21 protein-coding genes are annotated in these 19,756 nt (G+C 38.4%); 8 read left to right on the top strand and 13 right to left on the bottom strand.

Going from position 1 to position 19,756, the window contains the following annotated elements; all coding sequences use genetic code 11:
• Positions 1-35 precede the first annotated feature (35 nt).
• Together CYK55_RS01565 and rlmH are read right to left on the bottom strand one after the other, a co-directional pair.
• Positions 36-1,244 carry a PD-(D/E)XK nuclease family protein gene (locus tag CYK55_RS01565; protein WP_241234784.1) on the bottom strand — a complete coding sequence of 403 codons (1,209 nt, stop codon included), beginning with the start codon at positions 1,242-1,244 and terminating at the stop codon, positions 36-38.
• Between the two features lie 202 nt (positions 1,245-1,446).
• A complete protein-coding gene (rlmH, locus tag CYK55_RS01560) occupies positions 1,447-1,926 on the bottom strand; it encodes a 23S rRNA (pseudouridine(1915)-N(3))-methyltransferase RlmH (RefSeq protein ID WP_034689953.1) in 480 nt (159 codons plus the stop codon).
• Positions 1,927-2,354: 428 nt separating this feature from the next.
• Between rlmH and CYK55_RS01555 the strand changes: the two genes are divergently transcribed.
• Positions 2,355-3,659, top strand: a complete 1,305-nt coding sequence (locus CYK55_RS01555) for a S1C family serine protease (protein WP_034689954.1) — start codon at positions 2,355-2,357, stop codon at positions 3,657-3,659.
• Between the two features lie 47 nt (positions 3,660-3,706).
• On the opposite strand, the gene ytpR is transcribed toward CYK55_RS01555, so the two are convergent.
• The 4 genes from ytpR to pepA form a co-directional block, all read right to left on the bottom strand.
• Entirely contained in the window at positions 3,707-4,312 is a 606-nt protein-coding gene (ytpR, locus tag CYK55_RS01550; protein WP_034689956.1) for a YtpR family tRNA-binding protein, read from the bottom strand.
• Positions 4,313-4,582: 270 nt separating this feature from the next.
• The gene (locus CYK55_RS01545; protein WP_034689132.1) at positions 4,583-5,038 is read right to left on the bottom strand and encodes a universal stress protein; all 456 of its coding nucleotides are present in this window, start codon (positions 5,036-5,038) and stop codon (positions 4,583-4,585) included.
• Positions 5,039-5,059: 21 nt separating this feature from the next.
• Positions 5,060-5,380, bottom strand: coding sequence for a thioredoxin family protein (locus CYK55_RS01540; RefSeq protein ID WP_034689135.1), 321 nt, complete (start codon positions 5,378-5,380; stop codon positions 5,060-5,062).
• 123 nt (positions 5,381-5,503) lie between these two features.
• Complete coding sequence (gene pepA / locus CYK55_RS01535; RefSeq protein ID WP_034689137.1) at positions 5,504-6,583, bottom strand: glutamyl aminopeptidase; 1,080 nt, start codon at positions 6,581-6,583, stop codon at positions 5,504-5,506.
• A 201-nt stretch (positions 6,584-6,784) separates the two neighbouring features.
• On the opposite strand from pepA, the gene CYK55_RS01530 reads away from it, so the two are divergent.
• Positions 6,785-7,135 carry a PepSY domain-containing protein gene (locus tag CYK55_RS01530; RefSeq protein WP_034689140.1) on the top strand — a complete coding sequence of 117 codons (351 nt, stop codon included), beginning with the start codon at positions 6,785-6,787 and terminating at the stop codon, positions 7,133-7,135.
• Between the two features lie 138 nt (positions 7,136-7,273).
• Positions 7,274-8,233 carry a glycosyltransferase family 2 protein gene (locus tag CYK55_RS01525; protein WP_034689143.1) on the top strand — a complete coding sequence of 320 codons (960 nt, stop codon included), beginning with the start codon at positions 7,274-7,276 and terminating at the stop codon, positions 8,231-8,233.
• 37 nt (positions 8,234-8,270) lie between these two features.
• Here the strand turns inward: CYK55_RS01525 and CYK55_RS01520 are convergent, their stop codons facing one another.
• Positions 8,271-9,728, bottom strand: a complete 1,458-nt coding sequence (locus CYK55_RS01520) for an NAD-dependent succinate-semialdehyde dehydrogenase (protein WP_126133826.1) — start codon at positions 9,726-9,728, stop codon at positions 8,271-8,273.
• A gap of 213 nt (positions 9,729-9,941) precedes the next feature.
• Here CYK55_RS01520 and CYK55_RS01515 point away from each other — a divergent pair, with 213 nt between their 5' ends.
• Positions 9,942-10,322 carry a PH domain-containing protein gene (locus CYK55_RS01515; RefSeq protein ID WP_010736533.1) on the top strand — a complete coding sequence of 127 codons (381 nt, stop codon included), beginning with the start codon at positions 9,942-9,944 and terminating at the stop codon, positions 10,320-10,322.
• 114 nt (positions 10,323-10,436) lie between these two features.
• On the opposite strand, the gene CYK55_RS01510 is transcribed toward CYK55_RS01515, so the two are convergent.
• The 3 genes from CYK55_RS01510 to pepV form a co-directional block, all read right to left on the bottom strand.
• Positions 10,437-10,622 carry a hypothetical protein gene (locus CYK55_RS01510; protein WP_034689148.1) on the bottom strand — a complete coding sequence of 62 codons (186 nt, stop codon included), beginning with the start codon at positions 10,620-10,622 and terminating at the stop codon, positions 10,437-10,439.
• Positions 10,623-10,757: 135 nt separating this feature from the next.
• Complete coding sequence (locus tag CYK55_RS13415) at positions 10,758-10,916, bottom strand: hypothetical protein (RefSeq protein WP_164546235.1); 159 nt, start codon at positions 10,914-10,916, stop codon at positions 10,758-10,760.
• Between the two features lie 413 nt (positions 10,917-11,329).
• Positions 11,330-12,748, bottom strand: a complete 1,419-nt coding sequence (gene pepV / locus CYK55_RS01505; protein ID WP_034689150.1) for a dipeptidase PepV — start codon at positions 12,746-12,748, stop codon at positions 11,330-11,332.
• Positions 12,749-12,890: 142 nt separating this feature from the next.
• Between pepV and CYK55_RS01500 the strand changes: the two genes are divergently transcribed.
• From CYK55_RS01500 to CYK55_RS01490, 4 genes are all read left to right on the top strand, one after another.
• Positions 12,891-13,715 carry an NAD(P)H-hydrate dehydratase gene (locus CYK55_RS01500; protein WP_034689151.1) on the top strand — a complete coding sequence of 275 codons (825 nt, stop codon included), beginning with the start codon at positions 12,891-12,893 and terminating at the stop codon, positions 13,713-13,715.
• Between the two features lie 17 nt (positions 13,716-13,732).
• Positions 13,733-14,203: an acyl-CoA thioesterase gene (locus CYK55_RS01495; protein WP_034689153.1), complete on the top strand. Its 471-nt coding sequence runs from the start codon at positions 13,733-13,735 to the stop codon at positions 14,201-14,203.
• A gap of 64 nt (positions 14,204-14,267) precedes the next feature.
• On the top strand, positions 14,268-14,435 hold the full coding sequence (locus CYK55_RS13410) for a hypothetical protein (protein ID WP_019723404.1): 168 nt from the start codon (positions 14,268-14,270) through the stop codon (positions 14,433-14,435).
• Between the two features lie 183 nt (positions 14,436-14,618).
• Entirely contained in the window at positions 14,619-15,293 is a 675-nt protein-coding gene (locus CYK55_RS01490) for a GntR family transcriptional regulator (RefSeq protein WP_126133825.1), read from the top strand.
• Between the two features lie 70 nt (positions 15,294-15,363).
• Here the strand turns inward: CYK55_RS01490 and CYK55_RS01485 are convergent, their stop codons facing one another.
• The 3 genes from CYK55_RS01485 to CYK55_RS01475 are packed head-to-tail and all read right to left on the bottom strand — an operon-like array spanning position 15,364 to position 19,485.
• Positions 15,364-16,008, bottom strand: a complete 645-nt coding sequence (locus tag CYK55_RS01485) for a hypothetical protein (protein WP_034689158.1) — start codon at positions 16,006-16,008, stop codon at positions 15,364-15,366.
• On the bottom strand, positions 15,983-18,112 hold the full coding sequence (locus CYK55_RS01480) for a hydantoinase/oxoprolinase family protein (RefSeq protein ID WP_034689161.1): 2,130 nt from the start codon (positions 18,110-18,112) through the stop codon (positions 15,983-15,985). The genes CYK55_RS01485 and CYK55_RS01480 overlap by 26 nt, the downstream gene beginning before the upstream one ends.
• Positions 18,113-18,144: 32 nt before the next feature.
• Entirely contained in the window at positions 18,145-19,485 is a 1,341-nt protein-coding gene (locus CYK55_RS01475; protein ID WP_034689163.1) for a hypothetical protein, read from the bottom strand.
• Between the last annotated feature and the right edge of the window lie 271 nt (positions 19,486-19,756).

Genomic DNA, 19,756 nt, shown 5'->3' with positions numbered 1-19,756 from the left:
TTCTATTTACACTTTACTTGACACTATCTTATTTTTTATCTTTTCGTATTCACTGGCTTTTCTTTTATATCCTTTAAAATTTTTTCAAGCGATTTCTTGATTTCTTTTACAACTTGATCCCTTCCTTCATTCTCTAACTTTGTATAAAGTTCTTCAATAAATCTCATATTCACTTTGTTAATTTTCCATTCGGCAACGTTCCACCATTCCCAATTTTCCTTCTTCTTTTTTACTCCTGTCGTTAACATTAATTCTTCAACAAATTTTTTATTTTCTTCTGGAATCTTACCAGTAAATACAAGCTTTATCTTTCCGACACTATTTCCTCCTTTATTTAATATTTCGAAAGCATACATTTTGTGGTTACTCCATCCACCTGGGTGAGACAAAGGCAAATCTGGAAATAAATCAGTGAATTCTGGTATTTGGAATCTCACTATAGATTTTCCGCTATACTTGGGATCAAAAATTATTTCATTTTCTTTAGCAATCTGTTCCAAAGCTTCAATGTATAATTCACTCATTAAACTTAAATTATCTGGTATATTTTCAAATATTAGATCCAATGCTTCTTTATGTTGTTGATAAATTTTTCTAACGATTTCTTTGATTTCATCATCCATTCCGACATCTCTCCTTAAAATATCAACATAGTCTTTTATCAAATAATATACTTTCTTTTCCATACTATTTTTTTGCATTAATTGCTCCAGTATTTCAACGATATCCTTGTAAGTGATTATGCCCCAACTAGGATTTGTGGGTTCATTTCCATCTGGAGTTAAAAAAACAAAAATTTTTTTATAGTTAGAATAATTGCGTTCTATATATCTTTGGTATTTATTAAGTTGCCCTCCAGACTCCGAAGACAGAATTTTATTTTCGATGCACACCACTATTTTATTTTTTTCCGATACCAATAAAATATCAATATTCTTATTTTCTCTGTAAACAATTAAATCTTCATAGCTATTAAGTAAAGCATCAAAATAATTGATAGCAGCTTTGGTATCATCATTAGAATCTATATACCTTTTCAAAAACATTTTAAAAAACTCATCAGATAAATTGTGGGTTTCATTTGGAGCAAACAAAAAAGCTAAAAAATTACTATGTCTTATTTCATTTTTAGATAGCTTAAGTATCTGAAATATATTTGTTTTCCCAGTCCATTTAGATAGTTTTTCTTCAATATCATCCATATCCTCCAATAGATTTTTTAAACACTTTTTTTCATCTATCATGTTTTTTCTCCTTGCCATTATTCTAACTAAAATTTTACGTATTTGTTTCTATGTCTACATTATCTTTTTAACAGTATCTATTTTTCTTTTGCAACTTACTTGGCTACCAAAGCAAATAAAAAAGTTATTTATAAATTTCTCCCTACCACTACCTATTGCTATTATTTAAAATAGGGATAATTTTTTCTCTTAAAAAATATCATTATTTGTGGTATGGAGCCCCAGTATTGATCCGAAATGCACGATAAATTTGTTCAACTAGGATCAGGCGCATCAGTTGATGAGGGTAGGTCATTTTGCCGAAAGAGATTTGGGCATTGCTGCGTTGCATGACATCATCGCTTAATCCTAACGAGCCACCGATGACAAAGACGAGCTGGCTTTTCCCTTGGATGCCTAATTGATCAATTTGCTTGGCAAAGGCTTCACTAGTAGGATTTTCGCCTTGGATCGCTAAAGCGTAGACAAATTCATGATCTTTGATTTTTGCGAGTATACGCTCGCCTTCTTTTTCTTTGACTTGGCGCATTTGAGCTTCGCTAAGATTTTCTGGTGCTTTTTCGTCAGGTACTTCTATTAGTTCGATTTTTCCGTAGGCTTTAAGACGCTTAACGTACTCATTGATTCCTTGAATCAGATATTTCTCTTTTAATTTTCCTACTGAGATGATTTTTATATTCATAATTATTTCCTTTCCTCATTCTTCCATGTCGATTTATTCCTTCCTTATTATAATTGAGGATGCTTATTCAAGAAAGTGATTTAAAAAAGTTTTCCCACATAGTTATACACATCTTCCACAGGTTTATCCACAGTTTATCGTGGTTTTATTACTTATTTCATAAGTATTTCTTAAGCAAACATATGTTTCGCACAGATTTTTCCACTTTTTCCACAAGTTGTTGATAACTTTTATGGACAATTATACGCATTTTTTACAAATACTTTTCCACAATTTCTGTGTATAAGTTTGTATTTAATTTTTTCATCTGAAAACAATTATTTTTCCTAATGTTTTTCATAAAAAGTTCACAGTCTGGAAGTAGACTAAATCTAGTAAATAAGTCTATACTTAACTTATCTAGAAAATAATAAATGGAGGCAGATCACATGGACAGAAGAGATGTGACACCAAAAATGAAAAAAAGAAAATCTAATGGCATTTGGCGAAAGCTAGGTCTTGGCGTAGTTGGTGGCGTGATTGGCGGATTACTGACTTTCGGTATTTTTTATGCAGCAACTGGAGGTGGTAACTCAGTAACGACTTCTTCTAGCAGTGGGACACAAAATGCATCAGGCGAAACAGTTGTCGAAAATGTAAAAGTCAATGTAGATTCAGATATCACTTCTGCAGTAGATAAAGTACAAGGAGCAGTTGTTTCTGTTATCAACCTACAAAAACAAAGTTCATCATCTGACCCGTTTGGTTCATTATTTGGCCAACAACAAGAAAGTAGTGGCGAAGATGGCGAATTGCAAGCTTACAGTGAAGGTAGCGGTGTGATCTATAAAAAAGAGGGCGGTTCCGCTTATATCGTGACGAATAATCACGTGGTCGATGGACAACAAGGGTTAGAAGTTTTATTAAAAGATGGAACAAAAGTGAAAGCAGAATTAGTCGGTACAGATGCTTACACTGATTTAGCTGTATTGAAAATCAGTGCTGACAAAGTCGACACTGTTGCTTCATTTGGCGATTCTGCTTCATTGAAAGTCGGCGAACCTGCAATTGCGATTGGTTCTCCTCTAGGTTCTCAATACGCGAATTCCGTAACATCAGGGATCATTTCTTCCTTGAATCGCCAAGTGACAAGTACCAATGAATCTAATGAAACGGTCAATATCAACGCGATCCAAACAGATGCAGCGATCAACCCGGGGAACTCTGGTGGTCCACTAGTTAATATCGAAGGACAAGTCATTGGTATCAATTCAAGTAAAATTGCATCGACTTCTGATTCTTCAAGTGTAAGTGTTGAAGGAATGGGCTTTGCGATTCCAAGTAATGATGTCGTAAATATCATCAATCAACTTGAAAGAGATGGAAAAGTAACACGCCCTGCACTGGGTATCACAATGACCGATCTTTCAGCCGTTTCTACACAACAACAGGAACAGATCTTAAAATTACCATCTTCTGTAACAAATGGCGTGATCATTCGTTCTGTTCAACCAGCAACGCCTGCGGAAAAAGCTGGCTTAGAACAATATGATGTCATCACAAAAATCGATGATACAGAAGTCTCATCTGGTGTTGAATTACAGTCTGTGCTTTATGGTAAAAAAGTTGGTGACACTGTGAAGATCACTTATTACCGTGGCGAAGAAGAAAAAACTGTAGATATCAAATTGACAATTGATAATACTGCATTAAACCAAGGAAATTCAAATAGTTCCAATGGCTCAAATAATTAATAAAAAAGACGACTACCTCAGTGGAGGTAGTCGTTTTTTTATTATTGCTAGTTTTTGAATGCTTCGCCAACTATCGCATCTTCAGGTAAAACTAAGATGCCTTTTTTCTCTGGGGCGTTAGGTACGTGAAGTTCCTTTGCAGAGCAAATCATTCCGTCACTTTTGACCCCTCTTAATTCTCCAGGCCAAATCATCATACCATCTGGCATCATTGCACCTGGTTTGGCAACGACTACTTTTTGCCCTGCTTCGATATTTGGTGCACCACAAACGATTTGTAAAACTTCGCCACCATCTACTTCTGTTTCAGTTACTGATAAGTGGTCTGAATCTGGATGAGGTTCACAAGTTTTAACAAAACCAACAACGATTTTCGGTTGATTGTCTTTTTCGAGTGTTTCTCCAAAGCCAGCTTCCTTGATCAAACGGTTCAATTCAGCTAATTGTTCTTCAGAAATCGTTACTTGCCCGTTGCCTTCAATTGTTAGATGATCTGAGATATGGAAAAAGTTCCATGCAACGATTTGGCCAGATTCATCTTTGATCTGCGCAACATTCCATTTGCGAATAGCGGTATTTTCTGTTCCTTTATCGTCGGCTACGATCACCATTAGTGTGTCGCCCACATGTGCGCGATTATAAGCAAAAATCATTTTGTTTCCTCCAATATCATTTGTTGAAGTTGTTTTTTATTTATGGCAACTGAAGACATCGTACTTTCGGGAAACCCAACGTAGTCTAGCGCCAAACTCTCTTGCTTTATCTTAACAAAAAAAGGCGGTTCTTGCATGATAAATTCTCTTAGGAAACCTTGCCGGAATAAAAAGAAAGCACGGATCACAAAAAAAGACGAGGAAACGAAATGCACCATCTTTCGTTTCCTCGTCTTTTTTTGTTCAAGGATCTGCCTATTGAATCAAAAACTATGCTTCTCTTGGTTCTGAAACGACTAAGACATCACACGGAGCTTGTCGAATCACATAGCTTGCCACACTACCAGTCATAAAACGTTCAACGGCATTTAACCCTGATTGACCAATCATGATCAAGTCGATTTGATATTTCTTTGGTAGTTTTACTGCCATAGATTCTCTGACCGAACCGTAAGCCACAATACCTTCTATTTTTTGGTAATCAACGGATTTTCCGTAATTTTTACATTCTTCAATCAATTCTTTTGCTGATTCAGTCTGTTGATCGATCAAGGATTGGTCAATAGGCGTATACCCCATAAATTGATAAAATTGTTGGTCGATCACATTCGTCACATATACTGTGCCGTCATTTCTACGAGCTACCTCAACGGCTTTTTTGAATGCAGCAAACGCTTGCTCGCTTCCGTCAATTCCAACTAAGATTTTCTTATATGCTTGTTCCATTTTTCCCACTCCTCTCGTTTCTCACTGCTGAATCGTTTTTGTTAAAAACTGTTCGATTTCTTCTTTTGTTTTACGATCTTTATTGACCAGACGACCTAGCTCTTTCCCATCTTTAATGACAATAAAACTTGGAATACCGAAAATATTCCATTCTGCTGCTAAGTCGATATACGCATCACGATCCATTTCGACAAATGTCCAATCTGAAAAGCTGCGCTCGATCTCTGGCATTTGTGGTTTGATGAAGCGACAATCGCCACACCAATCGGCAGTAAAGAAAAAGATATGATTGCCTTTTTCAACATAACCGGCTACTTCTTCAAGACTTTTAGGAGTAATCATAGGTTCACACTTCTTTCTTATTCTATATTCTACTTAAATTATACACCTTTACAAAAAACTGACCAAACTATATCTAAAAAATAAAAAACGAGCAAAAGCGGATAGCCTTCACTCGTTGATTACTTATTTTCCGTAAACGATCGTATTCACCGTTGATTTATCTAAGCCCTTCAATGTTTGGATCAACATTTCTCTGGCTGCTTCAAAGTCACGGATACTAAACATCGTTTGATGCGTATGGATATAGCGCCCAACCACACCGATAACGGTACTTGGGATTCCTTCATTTTGTGTATGAGCAGCACCCGCGTCGGTACCACCTTTTGATACAAAGTATTGATATGGAATATTGTTTGTTTCAGCAATATCTAGTAAATATTCACGTAAACGTGGCAACATGATCAATCCTGGATCTTGGATACGCATCAAGGTGCCTTCTCCTAGATGACCAAATGTGCCTTTTTTCGTTACTGTATCATCCGCTGCAGAGCAGTCTACCGCAAAGAATAGATCAGGTTTGAATTTGTTCACTGAAGCTTTTGATCCACGTAAACCAACTTCTTCCTGGACGTTAGCACCGGCGATCAGCGTATGACCTAATGTTTCTTTTTCTAGGGCTTCTAATGCTTCCAAGACCATCGTACAACCGTAACGGTTATCCCATGACTTACTGATGATATTTTTGCCATTTGCTGTTTTGATCGTTTCTGCAAAAGGTACGATCGTATCTCCTGGTAGGACACCAAAACTCATTGCTTCTTCTTTTGATTCAAAACCAGCATCAAATAAAATATCTGTTACTTCGACTGACTTTTGACCACTTGTACCACGTAATAAATGTGGTGGAACGGAAGAAGAAATACATGGGTAATTTTCCCCTGTTGATGTCTTCAATGTAAAGCGTTGAGCCGATACTACATAAGGATTCCAACCACCTAGCGGTACCACTTTGAACAATCCGTTATCTTGGATTTGTGTCAACATAAAACCAACTTCGTCCATGTGTGCTGCCACCATCACACGAGGGGCATCCGCTTCTTGGTGATGACGCAATCCAAAGATCCCACCTAATCCATCTAATTGTAATTCATCAACTAGTGGCTCCATGTGTTGTTCCATGTACGCGCGGATATCTTGTTCAAAACCGCTTGTTCCTTGTAATTCTGTTAATTCTTTGATACGTTGAAATGTTTTTTCATCCATAATAATGATCGTCTATAATTCAGACTTGTCTCCTTTCAATCTCAGCTTTGATTTGTCTTAAAAAAATAGCATCTGGACAAATCTATCGTGATCATTATACCGTATTTTATTTCAAAACGGTTATTTATTTCAAAGAAAATCCGATAGTGTGGTAAAATAAAGCCAAAGAAACTTGTGTAATTGTAAAGGAGGGCAAGCAGTATGTATGAAGAAAGTGAACAGGCCTATTTCAAAGGTGGTTTAGCTGTCGGACTTGGTTTAGGATTATTAAGTGGCGTGGCAACTGCACTATGGTACAACCGTAACAAAACGATGTCCGCTGATGAAGTCTTAGCTACCATCAAAGAAGCATTTTTAGACGAAGGCTCGATTGAAGGTTCCTGGATCTCTTTTGAGAAAGAACCGACACGTAAATTTGCAATCCATTCAAAAGCTTATCGTGGTGGGATTTCTCGCATAGAAGATGGGGAAATCGTCTATTATGAATTTTTAGCAGATGCCTATACTGGTACTGTTTTAGATATTTCTAGAAAAAAAGGAACAGATGCTTGATTTCATTTTTAAAAGATTCTCTTAGAAATAGGCTTTCCTATGGATAAGAGCTTCTTTTTTTGTGTAAAAACTGGTATAAACGTACATGATAGGTTATGCTTAGTTTAAACTTTTTCAATTTATTTAGGAGAGTGAAAAATGAATCACACAGAAAAAATTGCTGTCCTGATTCCTTGTTATAATGAAGAAGCAACGATTCCCACAGTCATTGCCGACTTTAAACGAGAGTTACCAGAAGCAGATATTTATGTATACGACAATAACTCAACGGATCACACCTACGATTTAGCAGTTGCAGCGGGTGCTATTGTAAAAAAAGAACCTCGTCAAGGTAAAGGAAATGTTATACGTCAAATGTTTTTTGACATTGATGCTGATTATTATTTGATGGTAGACGGAGATGATACATATCCAGCCGAAGCCGTACATGGACTTTTAGAAAAATTACGTTCTGGCGAAGCGGATATGGTTATTGGCGATCGTCTTTCTAATGGCACTTACTTTGAAGAAAATAAACGCGCCTTCCATGATTTTGGCAATAATTTAGTTAAAAATACGATCACTCGTTTATATAAAACAAAAATAAGAGACGTGATGACTGGCTATCGCGGATTTAATCGTATTTTTGTCAAAAGTTTTCCGATTATGAGTGCGGGATTCCAAATCGAAACGGAATTGACCATTCATGCCTTAGATAAAAAATTCAAATTAGTTGAGCTCCCTATTGATTACCGTGATCGCCCAGAAGGTAGCGAATCAAAATTGAATACCTTTTCTGATGGCTTTAAAGTCATTATGATGATTATTAAAATGTGTAAAGATTATAAACCTATCCTATTTTTCAATATCTGGACAGTCATTTTCTTTTTAGCTGGTCTGTTCACTGGGATTCCTGTCATTCGGGAGTTTATGTTGACCAGCTTTATTACTAAAGTCCCTTCAGCCATATTAAGTACAGGATTGATGATCCTAGCTTTACTTTCACTAGTTACCGGTATGATTTTAGATACAGTCGTTACAAATGCAAAGAAAGAGTACGAACTGAACCTCTATCATGTTTATCATGAGTATCACCAAAATAAAAAAGAAGAGAGATGATTTTATGCAATCATCCCTCTTCTTTTTATCTTATCATTTATTTCTCTGATGCAATCGTCACAAACTTCACTTCGACATATTCCTCTACCCCAAAAGTTCCGTTCTCACGGCCAAATCCTGAATGTTTGACTCCCCCAAATGGCGTCGCAGAATTTGAAATGGTCGTGTCATTGACGCCTACCATGCCATATTGCAATTTATTGCTTACATTGTTGATCGTATGGATATTTGTCGCAAAGAAATACGATGCTAAACCAAAAATCGTATCATTGGCATCTTTGATTACTTGTTCTTCGTCTTCAAACGTAATGATTGGAATCACTGGTCCAAATGTTTCATTGTAGAAAATATCCATTTCCTTTTTCACGCCATCTAATACTGTCGGTTCAAAGAAGAAGCCATTTGCATATTCTCCGTCCGTTAGACGATGACCGCCAGCCAAAATTTCTGCTCCTTTAGCTACTGCATCTTCTAGTTGTTCTTCAACTTTTTTTACGCCTTCTTCATTGATCAATGGCCCCGTAGTTGGATCGTCTAATCCATTTCCAACAGTCACTTCTCTGATTTTTTCCACAATCAATTTTGTTGCTTGTTCTTTGATTTCTTTATGGATAAAAATTCGATTTGGTGACGTACATACTTGTCCATTGTTGATAAATTTCGTTTTGATCAATGTATCGACTGCTAATTCTACATCAGCATCTGGAAAAATAATAAATGGCGCATGTCCACCTAGCTCCATGGATACTTTTTTCAAGGTAGGTGCTGCTTGTTCATTTAGAATTTGTCCGACTTCTGTTGAGCCTGTGAATGTGATTTTTTGAATATCATCCGATTCAGATAAAATCTTCCCGATTGTGGAGGAATCACCCATGACGATATTTACGACACCATCTGGAAAGCCAGCTTTGTGGAATAGTTCCATCAGCGCAAGTGCTGATAAAGGTGTTGATTTTGCTGGTTTTAAAATAACCGTACATCCTGCGGCGATTGCTGGTGAGATTTTACGAATGATCATGTTAGAAGGAAAATTCCATGGTGTGATGGCACCGACGACACCGATTGGTTGTTTACGTGCTTGCCATTGTTTCCCTTCAGGTGAAGGAATGATTTCTCCCATGATCCGTTGACCTTGCGCTGCATTCCAGCGAAGGTTCTCGACATTTGTTTGGATTTCTGCAGTTGCTTGAGCGAGCGGTTTCCCTTGTTCCATCGTCATGATTTTTGCTAAACGTTCACTGTCTTCTTCTACAAGATCAGCCATTTTATTCATTAATTTTGCTCGTTCGCTTGGTGCTGTTCTTGACCAATCCACGAATGCCTTATTGGCAGCTTTGATTGCTTCTTTTGTCTCTTTTTCGCCACCTTGTTGAACGCTTGCTAATGTTTCCCCAGTTGCTGGATTGACGACATCAAGTGTTCCTTCAGAGCCTTCAAGCCATTTGCCATTAATATAAAGATGAGTTTCTACTTGCGGTAAATCATATTTCCCCATAGTTTTCCTCCTCTATTCTTAATTACATAACAACCGTAACACTAATAAAGTCAAAGCTCAAACCATCTGTTTAGCGTGAATCTATCCCACTCAGACCTACATCTTCAATTTTTTCGTTCTTTTGAAGAATAAATTGATCGTTCATTCAAAACCTTTGTTACAATGAAATAGAGTATCACTATAATTTTATCCTACGACTAAAGGAGTGTTTTTATGGGACTATTTGATGGCTTGATGGGAAATGCTACCCAAAAAGATACAACCAATATCACAAGAGAAGTTCAAGAAATCCTGATTCCAATGGAACAGGTAGAGTTAGCGTTCAAATTAGTACGTGATTTGATTATTTTTACCGACCGTCGGATGATTATCGTCGATAAACAAGGAATGACCGGTAAAAAAAGCGAATATAAATCGATCCCTTACCGTTCGATTTCACGTTTTTCGATTGAAACAAGTGGGCATTTTGATTTAGATGCCGAATTGAAAATTTGGATCTCTAGCGCAGAATTGCCCGCTGAATCGTTACAATTTAGAAAAGATAAGAATATCATCGCCGTACAACAGGCACTTGCAGCAGCTGTTTTATCTTAAACTTACAATCATCACAAAGAACCTCCATATCCAAAACTTGAATAAATTTGGGTGTGGAGGCTGATTTTTCATTGTTGACGACTTATGCAAAACTCTTCCTAAAGATTTAAAATTTTATAGTACACGGCCTTCATTTTTTTGATGATTCGCTCTTTTTTCTTTAAAATCCATTTTGTCTGGTTTAAATTTCTTCATATTTTTCTCTTTGATTTTATTGATTTCTGTAAAAGAACGTTGTTTGATATCCTCGATTTTTTGTCTTCTTTTCTCTTTTAACTTTTCTAGATCTTTTTCTCTCATCACGCTCTCCTTTCTTTTGAAGAAGTTTGATTTCTAAGATTCACTGTAACCATACAAACCTAGAAAGTAGTATCAATCGAATAGGATGGTGGGACGTTCAAGTATCTTCTATTCATATTCTAGATTTTTGAAAATTTATCGCTCTTTATTTTTTTCGCTTTGCCCAATAGTCTGAGAATCACCACTGTGTAATACTTCTTTACTTCTATCGACTTCATTTAATGCTTGCTCTTTAACTGATGCTAATTTACGTTCTTTTCTTTCTCTAAGCCCTTCCAATGTTTCGTGTGCCATCGTAATTCCCTCCTTTAGTAATTATTCTATTGGATAAATGTCGAAAAAATGAACGAATTTTTTTTTGAAAATAAAAAAAGTATTTCCTCCACACTATAAAGAGAAAAATTACTGTTGGATAGTCGCTTGTAAACATTAATAAAATGAAATAATATTACTCTTTACAAATAAAAAAAGTACTAAAAACTACATATATCCACTTAATCACGCAAATACACTCAGCTTATCATCTTGTTTGTTGGTAACGGATCCGTCCACAAAAAAGCCTTCAGAGAAGCCCAATTCTCTGAAGGCCAGGTATCACTCAAGTCTTTGTCATTTGTTACCTATTGATTTTATCATGTTATATCTAAGATAGGCGTACAACTATTTCTGACTTTTGCAATGAATGTTGCAGTAAGAATAAAGATGATTTATTTTGCCAAACGATAGATAGCATCTGCATAAATCGCTGTAGCACGGAACAAGTCATCTAGACTCATAAATTCATTTGCTTGGTGCATTGTATCAGTGTAGCCTGGGAACATTGCGCCATACGCAACACCGCGTTTTAATAAGCGTCCGTATGTCCCACCACCGATGATTTGTTCGTAGCCTTTTTCGCCGGTATGATCTTCGTAGACTTGTAATAATGTTTCGACCAACGGATCATCCATTGGTACATAATGTGGTTCCATTACACGGGCACCACGAGTAACTGATGCACCTTCGTCTGCTACTGTTTTGTTCAGTTTACTTTCTAGTTCATCTGTGGTTGTGCCTTTAGGAAAACGGAAGTTCATGTTGATATAGTTATCGTCTTCTGAACCATTTTCTTTAAACGCAAACAATCCAGCATTCATTGTTAGTTTACCCATTTTTTCATCTTCGTGGGCAACGCCTAATTTCTCACCATAAAAGTCTTCATGGACGTAAGTAGCTGCCACATGGATGAATTGTTTAGCTGCACCAATAAATTCATAATCATCAAGGAAGCTCGCTAAGAAAGAGCCGGCATTGATCCCAGATTGTGGGCTTGCGCCATGTGCCCCTTTTCCGACTACGTTGAGCGTAACAAATGTATGCTCTGCTTCGATCGAACCGTTGATTGGGTTTGCTTCAATAAATTCATAGAATGCCTTTTCTAAAGCAACTGCTGCATCTGCGCTTGGTACTTCAATTTTTGCAGTCGCTGTTCCTGGCACCATGTTTTCACGTAAACCTGACGTAAATGATTTCAATACATAGTCACCGGCATTATCGCCTTTAAAACGGAATGCGAAAGAAACATTACCTTTTTCTCCGTTGATGATCGGGAATTCCGCATCTGGTGAGAAACCGAAATCAGGTTCTTCTTCATGTTCAAAGTAGTAAGCCATATCTGCCCAACCACTTTCTTCGTCACTACCTACGACAAAGCGAACTTTTTTCGATAATTCTAAATCTAGATCTTTGATGATTTTCATCGCATAGTAGGCAGCCATACTTGGTCCTTTGTCATCACTTGACCCACGAGCAAAGATTTTTCCGTCTTTGATCACTGGTTCGTAAGGATCAGTATCCCAACCATCGCCAGCAGGCACCACATCCATATGCCCAAAGATTCCTAAGGTTTCGTCTCCTTCACCTAGATCGATGTGTCCTGCGTAATTGTCCACGTTTTTTACAACGAAGCCATCACGTTCACCATAAGCAAGCATGTGTTTCAATGCGTCACGAGGCCCAGGTCCAAATGGTGCATCTGAAGTTGCTTGTGAATCATCACGTTCACTACTTACGCGTAAAAGATTTTTTAAGTCTTCAAGCAAGTCTTCTTTACGTGCTTCGACTTCTTTTTGCCAATTGATTGTCATAAAGTTACTCCTCCACTCATTCAGTCTACGAGTTCATCATAACATAAATCAGACAAATTGTTTAAAAAATCAGACAACAGATAAACGAAACAGTTTTTTCCCTAAATATTATGGGCTATAATGAAATAAAGGAGGTTTTCTCATGGAATTAAATGAACGATTACTCCCACAAGTCATTACTCCTCGTTCTGTGAAATCCCATAAAGGTACGTATGGAAAAGTCGTACTGATTGGCGGAAATGAACAGTTTGGCGGTGCGATCATCATGAGCGCTTTAGCAGCTGTCCATAGTGGGGCTGGCTTGACAACTGTTGTAACAGATCCTAATAATCATGTGGCCGTCCATAGTCATTTACCAGAGGCAATGGTGGGGGATTGGACAAACAAAGAAACATGGCATTCGGCTTTTGAAGAGGCCGATGTCTTACTGATTGGTCCGGGATTAGGAACTAACCAACAAAGCCTTGAACTTCTGCAATTTGTCGTGACAAATCAAACAGAAAAACAATGGTTAGTCATTGATGGTTCTGCCCTGACACTACTTGCTACGCATTCACTGGAGCTTCCCTACCCAGAGCATACCGTTCTCACACCCCATCAAATAGAATGGCAACGCGTCAGTGGATTGCATTTAGATGAGCAATCTGAAGAGAATAATCAGCAGAAGCAACAAGCATTAGGGGCATCTCTTGTTTTAAAAAGTCATCAAACAACGATCTATGGGCAAAATGGCATCTATTACAATACAGCAGGTTCACCAGCTATGGCAACAGGTGGTATGGGCGATACGTTAGCTGGCATGATTGCTGGTTTTTTAGCTCAGTTTCCCAAAAATGACCAAACGATCAGTGCTGCTGTCTATTTGCATAGCTTTATCGGCGACCAATTAGCAAAAGAGCAGTATGTCGTTTTACCGACTCAAATCAGTCAGTACATCCCAAAATGGATGCATTATTTTAGTCAATGATAAGAAGGAGCATAACAATGGAAAAATATACTGGCTACCTTAGAGAGCCTTTTTATTATGAAACCGATCAAATGGGTATCATTCACCACAGCAACTATATCCGCTGGTTCGAAGAAGCACGTGTTGCGTTGTTAGAACACTTGGATTTTAGTTACAAGAAAATAGAAGAACAAGGCATCATCATCCCTGTACTAGGTGTAAGTTGCGAATACAAAGAGATGATCCGTTATGGGGACAAAATTTTGATCCAACCGATTATTGAAAGTTACACAGGCACACGCTTGAATTTCCGTTATGAGATTTACGACACAGACGATCAGCGTTTACGGACGACCGGTACAAGCCAGCACTGTTTCTTACTGGCAGAAAATCAACGTTTAGTCAAACTAAGCCGTGTCAACCCTAGCTTGGATAGTCTGTTTAAAACTTATGCAAACATCGACGCAGCCCCTGATTCTGCAACAGAAAGAAAAGAAAAGAAAAAATAAGTGTTTATTCTTGCCTTTTAACCCCCGATTTGTATAATGGAAAGAAAAAAAGCAGGTGATTATGATGTATGTCGTGAAAGTACTACACGGTTATATTGATAAAACTGGCTGTCGCACACGTGAAAAAAACCCGGAAAACTTGCTTGTCTTCAAAGACAAAAAAGAATCAGAAACCTTTGCCAATCAAATCGGTGGTCGTGTCAAACAACTACAGGAAGTTCGCCCAGATTGACTGTTGCTTTCGTGAAAGGATGAGATGTTCGCACTATGGATATGTATTGAAAAGAGTCGACAAACCAATTGTTTGCGGCTCTATTTTTGTGTTTCCGTTCGCTGTTCATATTGCTTCCTCCCTTATTCTGTTCCCAGTAAAGGATATGCTATACTGGATATAACTTTTTGAAAGGGGTGTTCTATGGGGAACAATTTGCAACAACAAGCATACGAATCCATCAGACAACAAATCATCTATTCTGAATTAGCTCCAGGGAGTAAGATTTCCGACAGAATCTTAGAAGAACAACTAACGATTGGACGCACGCCGATTCGAGAAGCATTGATCCAACTTAGAAATCAGGAATTGATCAAAACAATTCCTCAATCCGGTACATATATCTCAAAAATCGACATACGTTCCGCAGACTTGGCACGTTACATGCGAGAAAAATTAGAACAACCAATTTTACAAGAGTGCAGTGCTAAAATGAACGATACCGCTCAGCAACGTTTGGAGATGATTTTAGAACAGACGGATCAAGCCATCTTGGCACAAGACAAAAAAACCTTTTTTCTTTTGGATAAAGCCTTTCACCAAATGTGTTACAAAGTCGCGGGGAAAGAAGAAATATGGCCTTGGCTTGAAAGCTATAGCACTCACTTAGATCGTTTCCGTTGGTTGCGTTTGACGATTTCTGAATTAGATTGGGGCCGTGTATTAGATGAACATCAAATCTTATTGAGAGCCATGAAAGAACACGCACTTGATGAAGTGGGCTTTCTTTGTAACCTTCACCTCCATATGATCATTGAGGAACAAGAACAAGTGATCCTTCATTATCCGAATTATTTTGAAGCATCCTCTGAAGGATGATTCAAAAGAGGCGGAACGCTCCGCAATTTTTAGGAACGTTTGCGCCTTCTTTTGCCTTATTCAAATAGATTTACAATGACTGAACAAGTCGCTCACAGAATAGGGGATCATACGGCCAAATCATAGCGACTTCTAACACATATGGTGAAAATCCTACGTTATTCAACTTCTCCGAAAAGCTCATCGCTGCAATCTCACTCAATGTTCGGATCTTAGACTGATGACGATACCCAAAAAATCGCCATAGTTCTACAGTTTTCTGTTGGGTATACAATGTAGGATCGCATGTTTCAAGATGATGATATAATTCATGAGCTAAAATCAAAGAAGCCACTTGTTCCAGTGGGAGAGCAGTGATCTTTTCCTGTTCAAACTTCTGGATTGGTTCTGTCATTAAACAGATTCCCGTTGTTTCATCGTAAGTGGCGAGTGTCAAACGATCATCCCGCCATGCTGTTTCTCCATAGGAGATAGCGACATTTAATGTACGACAAAGCGCATGAATATTTTTTGTACGGTACTTTCGATAAATCACTTCTGCTAACCTTTCTCCACATTGTCTCGCCAGTTCTCCCCACGCTCGTTGCTCAGAAAGTGAGAGTTTCCCTACTAAAATCTCTCGTTTAAATTGATAATCACACCACTGTTGATCAGAAATCGTCATTAATTCTAAAATCAACTCATCTAGTTTACTTTTGCTTGATATTTCCCGCAATCACGATCACTTCTTCCGCTGGATCCAACATCGCGATTTCTAACTCCATCAAGAGTTGTAGTTGTTCAAATTCTGTCGCTGAAAAATCTGCGACACGCGCGCCGATACATAGATAAAATTCCGGTCGAGCAATCAGCTCAGTCTGATAGACCGCAAGTTCTTCCCATAATTGTTGGACAGCGGAGAGATACTGTTCAGCTGTAGTTTTCAGACATTTTGCATACCCTCTTTGAACTTTGATGAATCCTTTTTGGTTGATGATCCGTAATGCGCCGATTGAATGTTCTGGACTATTTTCCCCAACCACATAGAAGTAGTCAGTATTCGCTAATAAACGAACATCTTTGAGAGACATCCGTAAATCTTCTGCAGCTAATGTCAACGCCTCTGTTTCACTGATCTGCTTTGTTAAATCAGTCGCTTTGACTTCCGTTGAACCTGTAGCAATTGCCGTCACTTTCGACGTCTGTGGATCAATTTCAACATGGACTTCTATCGATTCTGGTGTAGCGCCAGATTCGATTGCTTTATTCATCGCTTCATTTTTCAATCCTCGAATCTCTTCTTTACTTGGAGAAGGAATGATCCGTTCCACCACATCTCTCACCATCGCTAATGCCACACCGATAGATGAGATCACTTCCGCATTTTCTGGTATTGAATACTTAACACCCATGTTCTGACTAAAATAAGTAATCAAGGACGCTGCTCCACCTCCTACCCCAACCAAGGAGATTTGCTCTTTTTCCAATTGATATTTTTCTGCCAGTTCCAAAATCACTGGTTCGATTTTGGCATAAGCTTTTGCCATGATTTGCTCAGCGATATCTTCCACAGAAGTCTGACAATAAGCTGCTAAAGCTTCTATGGCTTTTCTTGCGGCTTGTGGATCACCATAAGAAAAGTGTTCTTCTTGGACAAGCCCAAGAACATTTGCTGCACATGTATTGGTAATAGTGACCTCTTTTCCGTCTGCCAAAATCACTTTGACATAATCAGCCGGATCTCCCTCAATGGGTGAGAAAAAAACGATTTTCGGTTGATCGATTTTTTCAATCGGTGTGAATACAGCATAATCCAATCCAGCAATATGGGCTGAACGTGGTCCCACGTCAAGGATCCCTGTGCGATCTGCCCGAACCATTGAACCACCAGCCACACCTAAGACACGAACATCTAACGATGAAATATAGGTCGCATGACCGCCGACCACTGAGTAATCGATGGCTGGGCGCCCATTTCTAATAACACCAATATTTGTCGTTGTCCCTCCGACTTCAAAATACACACCATTCGAGGCACGTAAATACATCAAAGAACCCATGACAGAGGCAGCTGGACCTGAAAGCATCGTTAATACTGGTCGCTTCTTCATTTCAGCAATTTCCATTACACCACCATCACCACGCATAATCATCAAAGAAACATTGACACCGGCAGCTCGAACGGAACGTTCAGTTAATGTCGCTGTTTCTAACATTTTAGGCAAAATCGAGGCATTGATCGCTGCCGTTCGTGTGCGTCTCGTCAAACCATAAAGCTTTGTGATTTCAGAAGCCATCGTTGTTGGTATCCCTTGTTCCGAAGCAAGTGAATAGATGACTTGTTCTGGTTCACTATTATCTACGCCAAAAGCCATGGAAGAAACTAAAACTTCCGCCTGTTCTTTTTTAAGTGTAGCAATCGTCTCTAACACTCGTTCATTTGTCAATTGTTTGATTGGCAAGAACACATTTGCAATGTCTATTTTTCGATTATTCCCTAAATCAATCGGTGCTAATCGAGTTTGTCTTTTTGCCAAAAAACCTTCGAACCCTCCCTTAGCCATTCCGATCACTCCTACTTTTGCCACATCTCCTTCAATCAAGGCATTCGTTGCTTGAGTTGTAGAATGCGCGACAAAAACAACATCCTCGGGGCTGATCTGATTTTCTTGCAAACAATTTTGGAACGATTGTACGACCCCTGCAGCTACACCCTCTGGATGGTGATGCGTTGTTTTAACAGATGATTTACCGATGATTTCATGTGTCGCATTGTCGATTGCGACTGCTTTTGTATGGGTACCGCCTACATCAATGCCCATTCTTACTGCACGTTTCATTTTGCATCCTCCAAATTTTTTACTTGCTATATCTATCGAAAATTACCATAAAGGATCAACGTCAAGATACAGACGATCACACCGATCGCCCACCCTGTCGGAATCGATTTTTTCATGAATTCACGAGAGGAAACCTTTGTATACCCTAATCCCCATGCGATCCAGGATTGCGTGATATCTAAATGCTGTGGCGCAATGGTCGTCGTCGCAAATAGCGGAAATAAGAAGGCCACGGGCATTGTCGGATTAACTGCTAAAACGACTGCCAAAATCGCTGATCCCGAACCGACTAGACTCAACGGACCACGGAAAAAACCTAGAGGCGTCAACCATGCAAAGGCAATTGCCAACACAACAGGTGTCTGGGGAATAAAGTCTCCCAAAATCGCAGAGAAATAAGAAGAAGCATATACCGCCGAATTATTGAACATTGCTAAAGTCATCAAAAAGCCAACCATCGGTGCTACATCTGTTGCTCCATCTGTAAATAATTTTGCGAATTGTCGGCAGATATCCTTGTATCCACCACGTAATTTCCCAGTAAACAGCAACGCCCAGATCCCTGCCAACATGAAACCAAGAATAATCGGAATTTCTAATAACACTACTCCCAACACAGGGATAACGACTGTCAACCAAGAAATCATTGGCGCTTCCCCACCTTCTCGCGGAAGTTCAGCTGCCATTGCATAGCGTTTCTTTGGGTTCATTGATATATTAGCTACAAGTAGAACGATCACTAAACTTACGATCATGCCAATCATTCCGATTTGAAAGTAATCATTGTATGTATAATTTTCAGCCGCAGCATTAAACCCTGCATAGATCGTTTGGTATTGCTTGAAATTGACAATATTTGCAAAGATCCCTGCCATAATCGAACCCATGAATGCAAATAGAGCAACAGGTGCAGCAATTCCTAACGACATCAAAATCGGTAAAACGATCACCGCAATTGAAATCACTGGGCCAATCCCAGTCATCGACATAAAAATAATTGACGTTACAAGACATAAAAGGCTCATCGTGATCCGCGGTTTATCACCGCCCAGCTCTACGACTTTTCGAATCAATGTAGCTGCTATCCCACTATCTACCAATACTCGTCCAAAAAAAGCACCAAAAAATACATTCACTAAAATCGATTTCGCATATTCCGCTGGACCAGTAGCATATACATGGGTCAACACATCAATGACTGACTGTCCTTCCATTGCGGCATTCGGTGAGAAAAAATTACCAATCAGCGCCAATCCCATCCAAATTGTCGCCATGATCGCTAAACCAACCATCAAATTAAGTCCTTTGACACAATACCAAACCATAAAAAAGAACGACAAAATCAACAACATGCCAATAATCATTTCGCTCATAGACTCACTCCATTCTATTTCATCTCACTGATATATCAGTTGATTCATTCTACCTTACAGAGAAATCGCTTTCATTAAATGTTAACGACAGAATAAGTACATATGATTAAAAAAGATTCATTACGAGCTACTGAAATGTCTTTTCAAAAAACATTTCAGTCAGATAACTATATACACAGATTCATTATCTAAGATAAAAAATGAGCTATGGTCACCTTTCTTTTCAAAAAAATATCATGCACTTTATCTATTTGGTTATTTCAATTTATTT

The sequence above is a fragment of the Enterococcus mundtii genome, from assembly GCF_003957375.1.
Classification (GTDB): Bacteria; Bacillota; Bacilli; order Lactobacillales; family Enterococcaceae; genus Enterococcus_B; species Enterococcus_B spodopteracolus.
The sequence above is the reverse complement of the archived record's forward strand: the minus strand, read 5'-3'. Positions and strand labels throughout refer to the sequence as shown.

Bases quoted from the DNA above. Each gene is read 5' to 3' on its own strand.
- pepV (WP_034689150.1), bottom strand. From the start codon at position 12,748: ATGACAATCAATTGGCAAAAAGAAGTCGAAGCACGTAAAGAAGACTTG.
- CYK55_RS01515 (WP_010736533.1), top strand. From the start codon at position 9,942: ATGGGACTATTTGATGGCTTGATGGGAAATGCTACCCAAAAAGATACA.
- ytpR (WP_034689956.1), bottom strand. From the start codon at position 4,312: ATGATTTTTGCTTATAATCGCGCACATGTGGGCGACACACTAATGGTG.
- CYK55_RS01475 (WP_034689163.1), bottom strand. From the start codon at position 19,485: ATGAGCGAAATGATTATTGGCATGTTGTTGATTTTGTCGTTCTTTTTT.
- CYK55_RS01555 (WP_034689954.1), top strand. From the start codon at position 2,355: ATGGACAGAAGAGATGTGACACCAAAAATGAAAAAAAGAAAATCTAAT.
- CYK55_RS13410 (WP_019723404.1), top strand. From the start codon at position 14,268: ATGTATGTCGTGAAAGTACTACACGGTTATATTGATAAAACTGGCTGT.
- CYK55_RS01480 (WP_034689161.1), bottom strand. From the start codon at position 18,112: ATGAAACGTGCAGTAAGAATGGGCATTGATGTAGGCGGTACCCATACA.
- CYK55_RS01495 (WP_034689153.1), top strand. From the start codon at position 13,733: ATGGAAAAATATACTGGCTACCTTAGAGAGCCTTTTTATTATGAAACC.
- CYK55_RS01530 (WP_034689140.1), top strand. From the start codon at position 6,785: ATGTATGAAGAAAGTGAACAGGCCTATTTCAAAGGTGGTTTAGCTGTC.
- CYK55_RS01510 (WP_034689148.1), bottom strand. From the start codon at position 10,622: ATGAGAGAAAAAGATCTAGAAAAGTTAAAAGAGAAAAGAAGACAAAAA.
- CYK55_RS13415 (WP_164546235.1), bottom strand. From the start codon at position 10,916: ATGGCACACGAAACATTGGAAGGGCTTAGAGAAAGAAAAGAACGTAAA.
- CYK55_RS01490 (WP_126133825.1), top strand. From the start codon at position 14,619: ATGGGGAACAATTTGCAACAACAAGCATACGAATCCATCAGACAACAA.
- CYK55_RS01540 (WP_034689135.1), bottom strand. From the start codon at position 5,380: ATGATTACTCCTAAAAGTCTTGAAGAAGTAGCCGGTTATGTTGAAAAA.
- CYK55_RS01545 (WP_034689132.1), bottom strand. From the start codon at position 5,038: ATGGAACAAGCATATAAGAAAATCTTAGTTGGAATTGACGGAAGCGAG.
- CYK55_RS01525 (WP_034689143.1), top strand. From the start codon at position 7,274: ATGAATCACACAGAAAAAATTGCTGTCCTGATTCCTTGTTATAATGAA.
- rlmH (WP_034689953.1), bottom strand. From the start codon at position 1,926: ATGAATATAAAAATCATCTCAGTAGGAAAATTAAAAGAGAAATATCTG.
- CYK55_RS01520 (WP_126133826.1), bottom strand. From the start codon at position 9,728: ATGGGGAAATATGATTTACCGCAAGTAGAAACTCATCTTTATATTAAT.
- pepA (WP_034689137.1), bottom strand. From the start codon at position 6,583: ATGGATGAAAAAACATTTCAACGTATCAAAGAATTAACAGAATTACAA.
- CYK55_RS01500 (WP_034689151.1), top strand. From the start codon at position 12,891: ATGGAATTAAATGAACGATTACTCCCACAAGTCATTACTCCTCGTTCT.
- CYK55_RS01565 (WP_241234784.1), bottom strand. From the start codon at position 1,244: ATGATAGATGAAAAAAAGTGTTTAAAAAATCTATTGGAGGATATGGAT.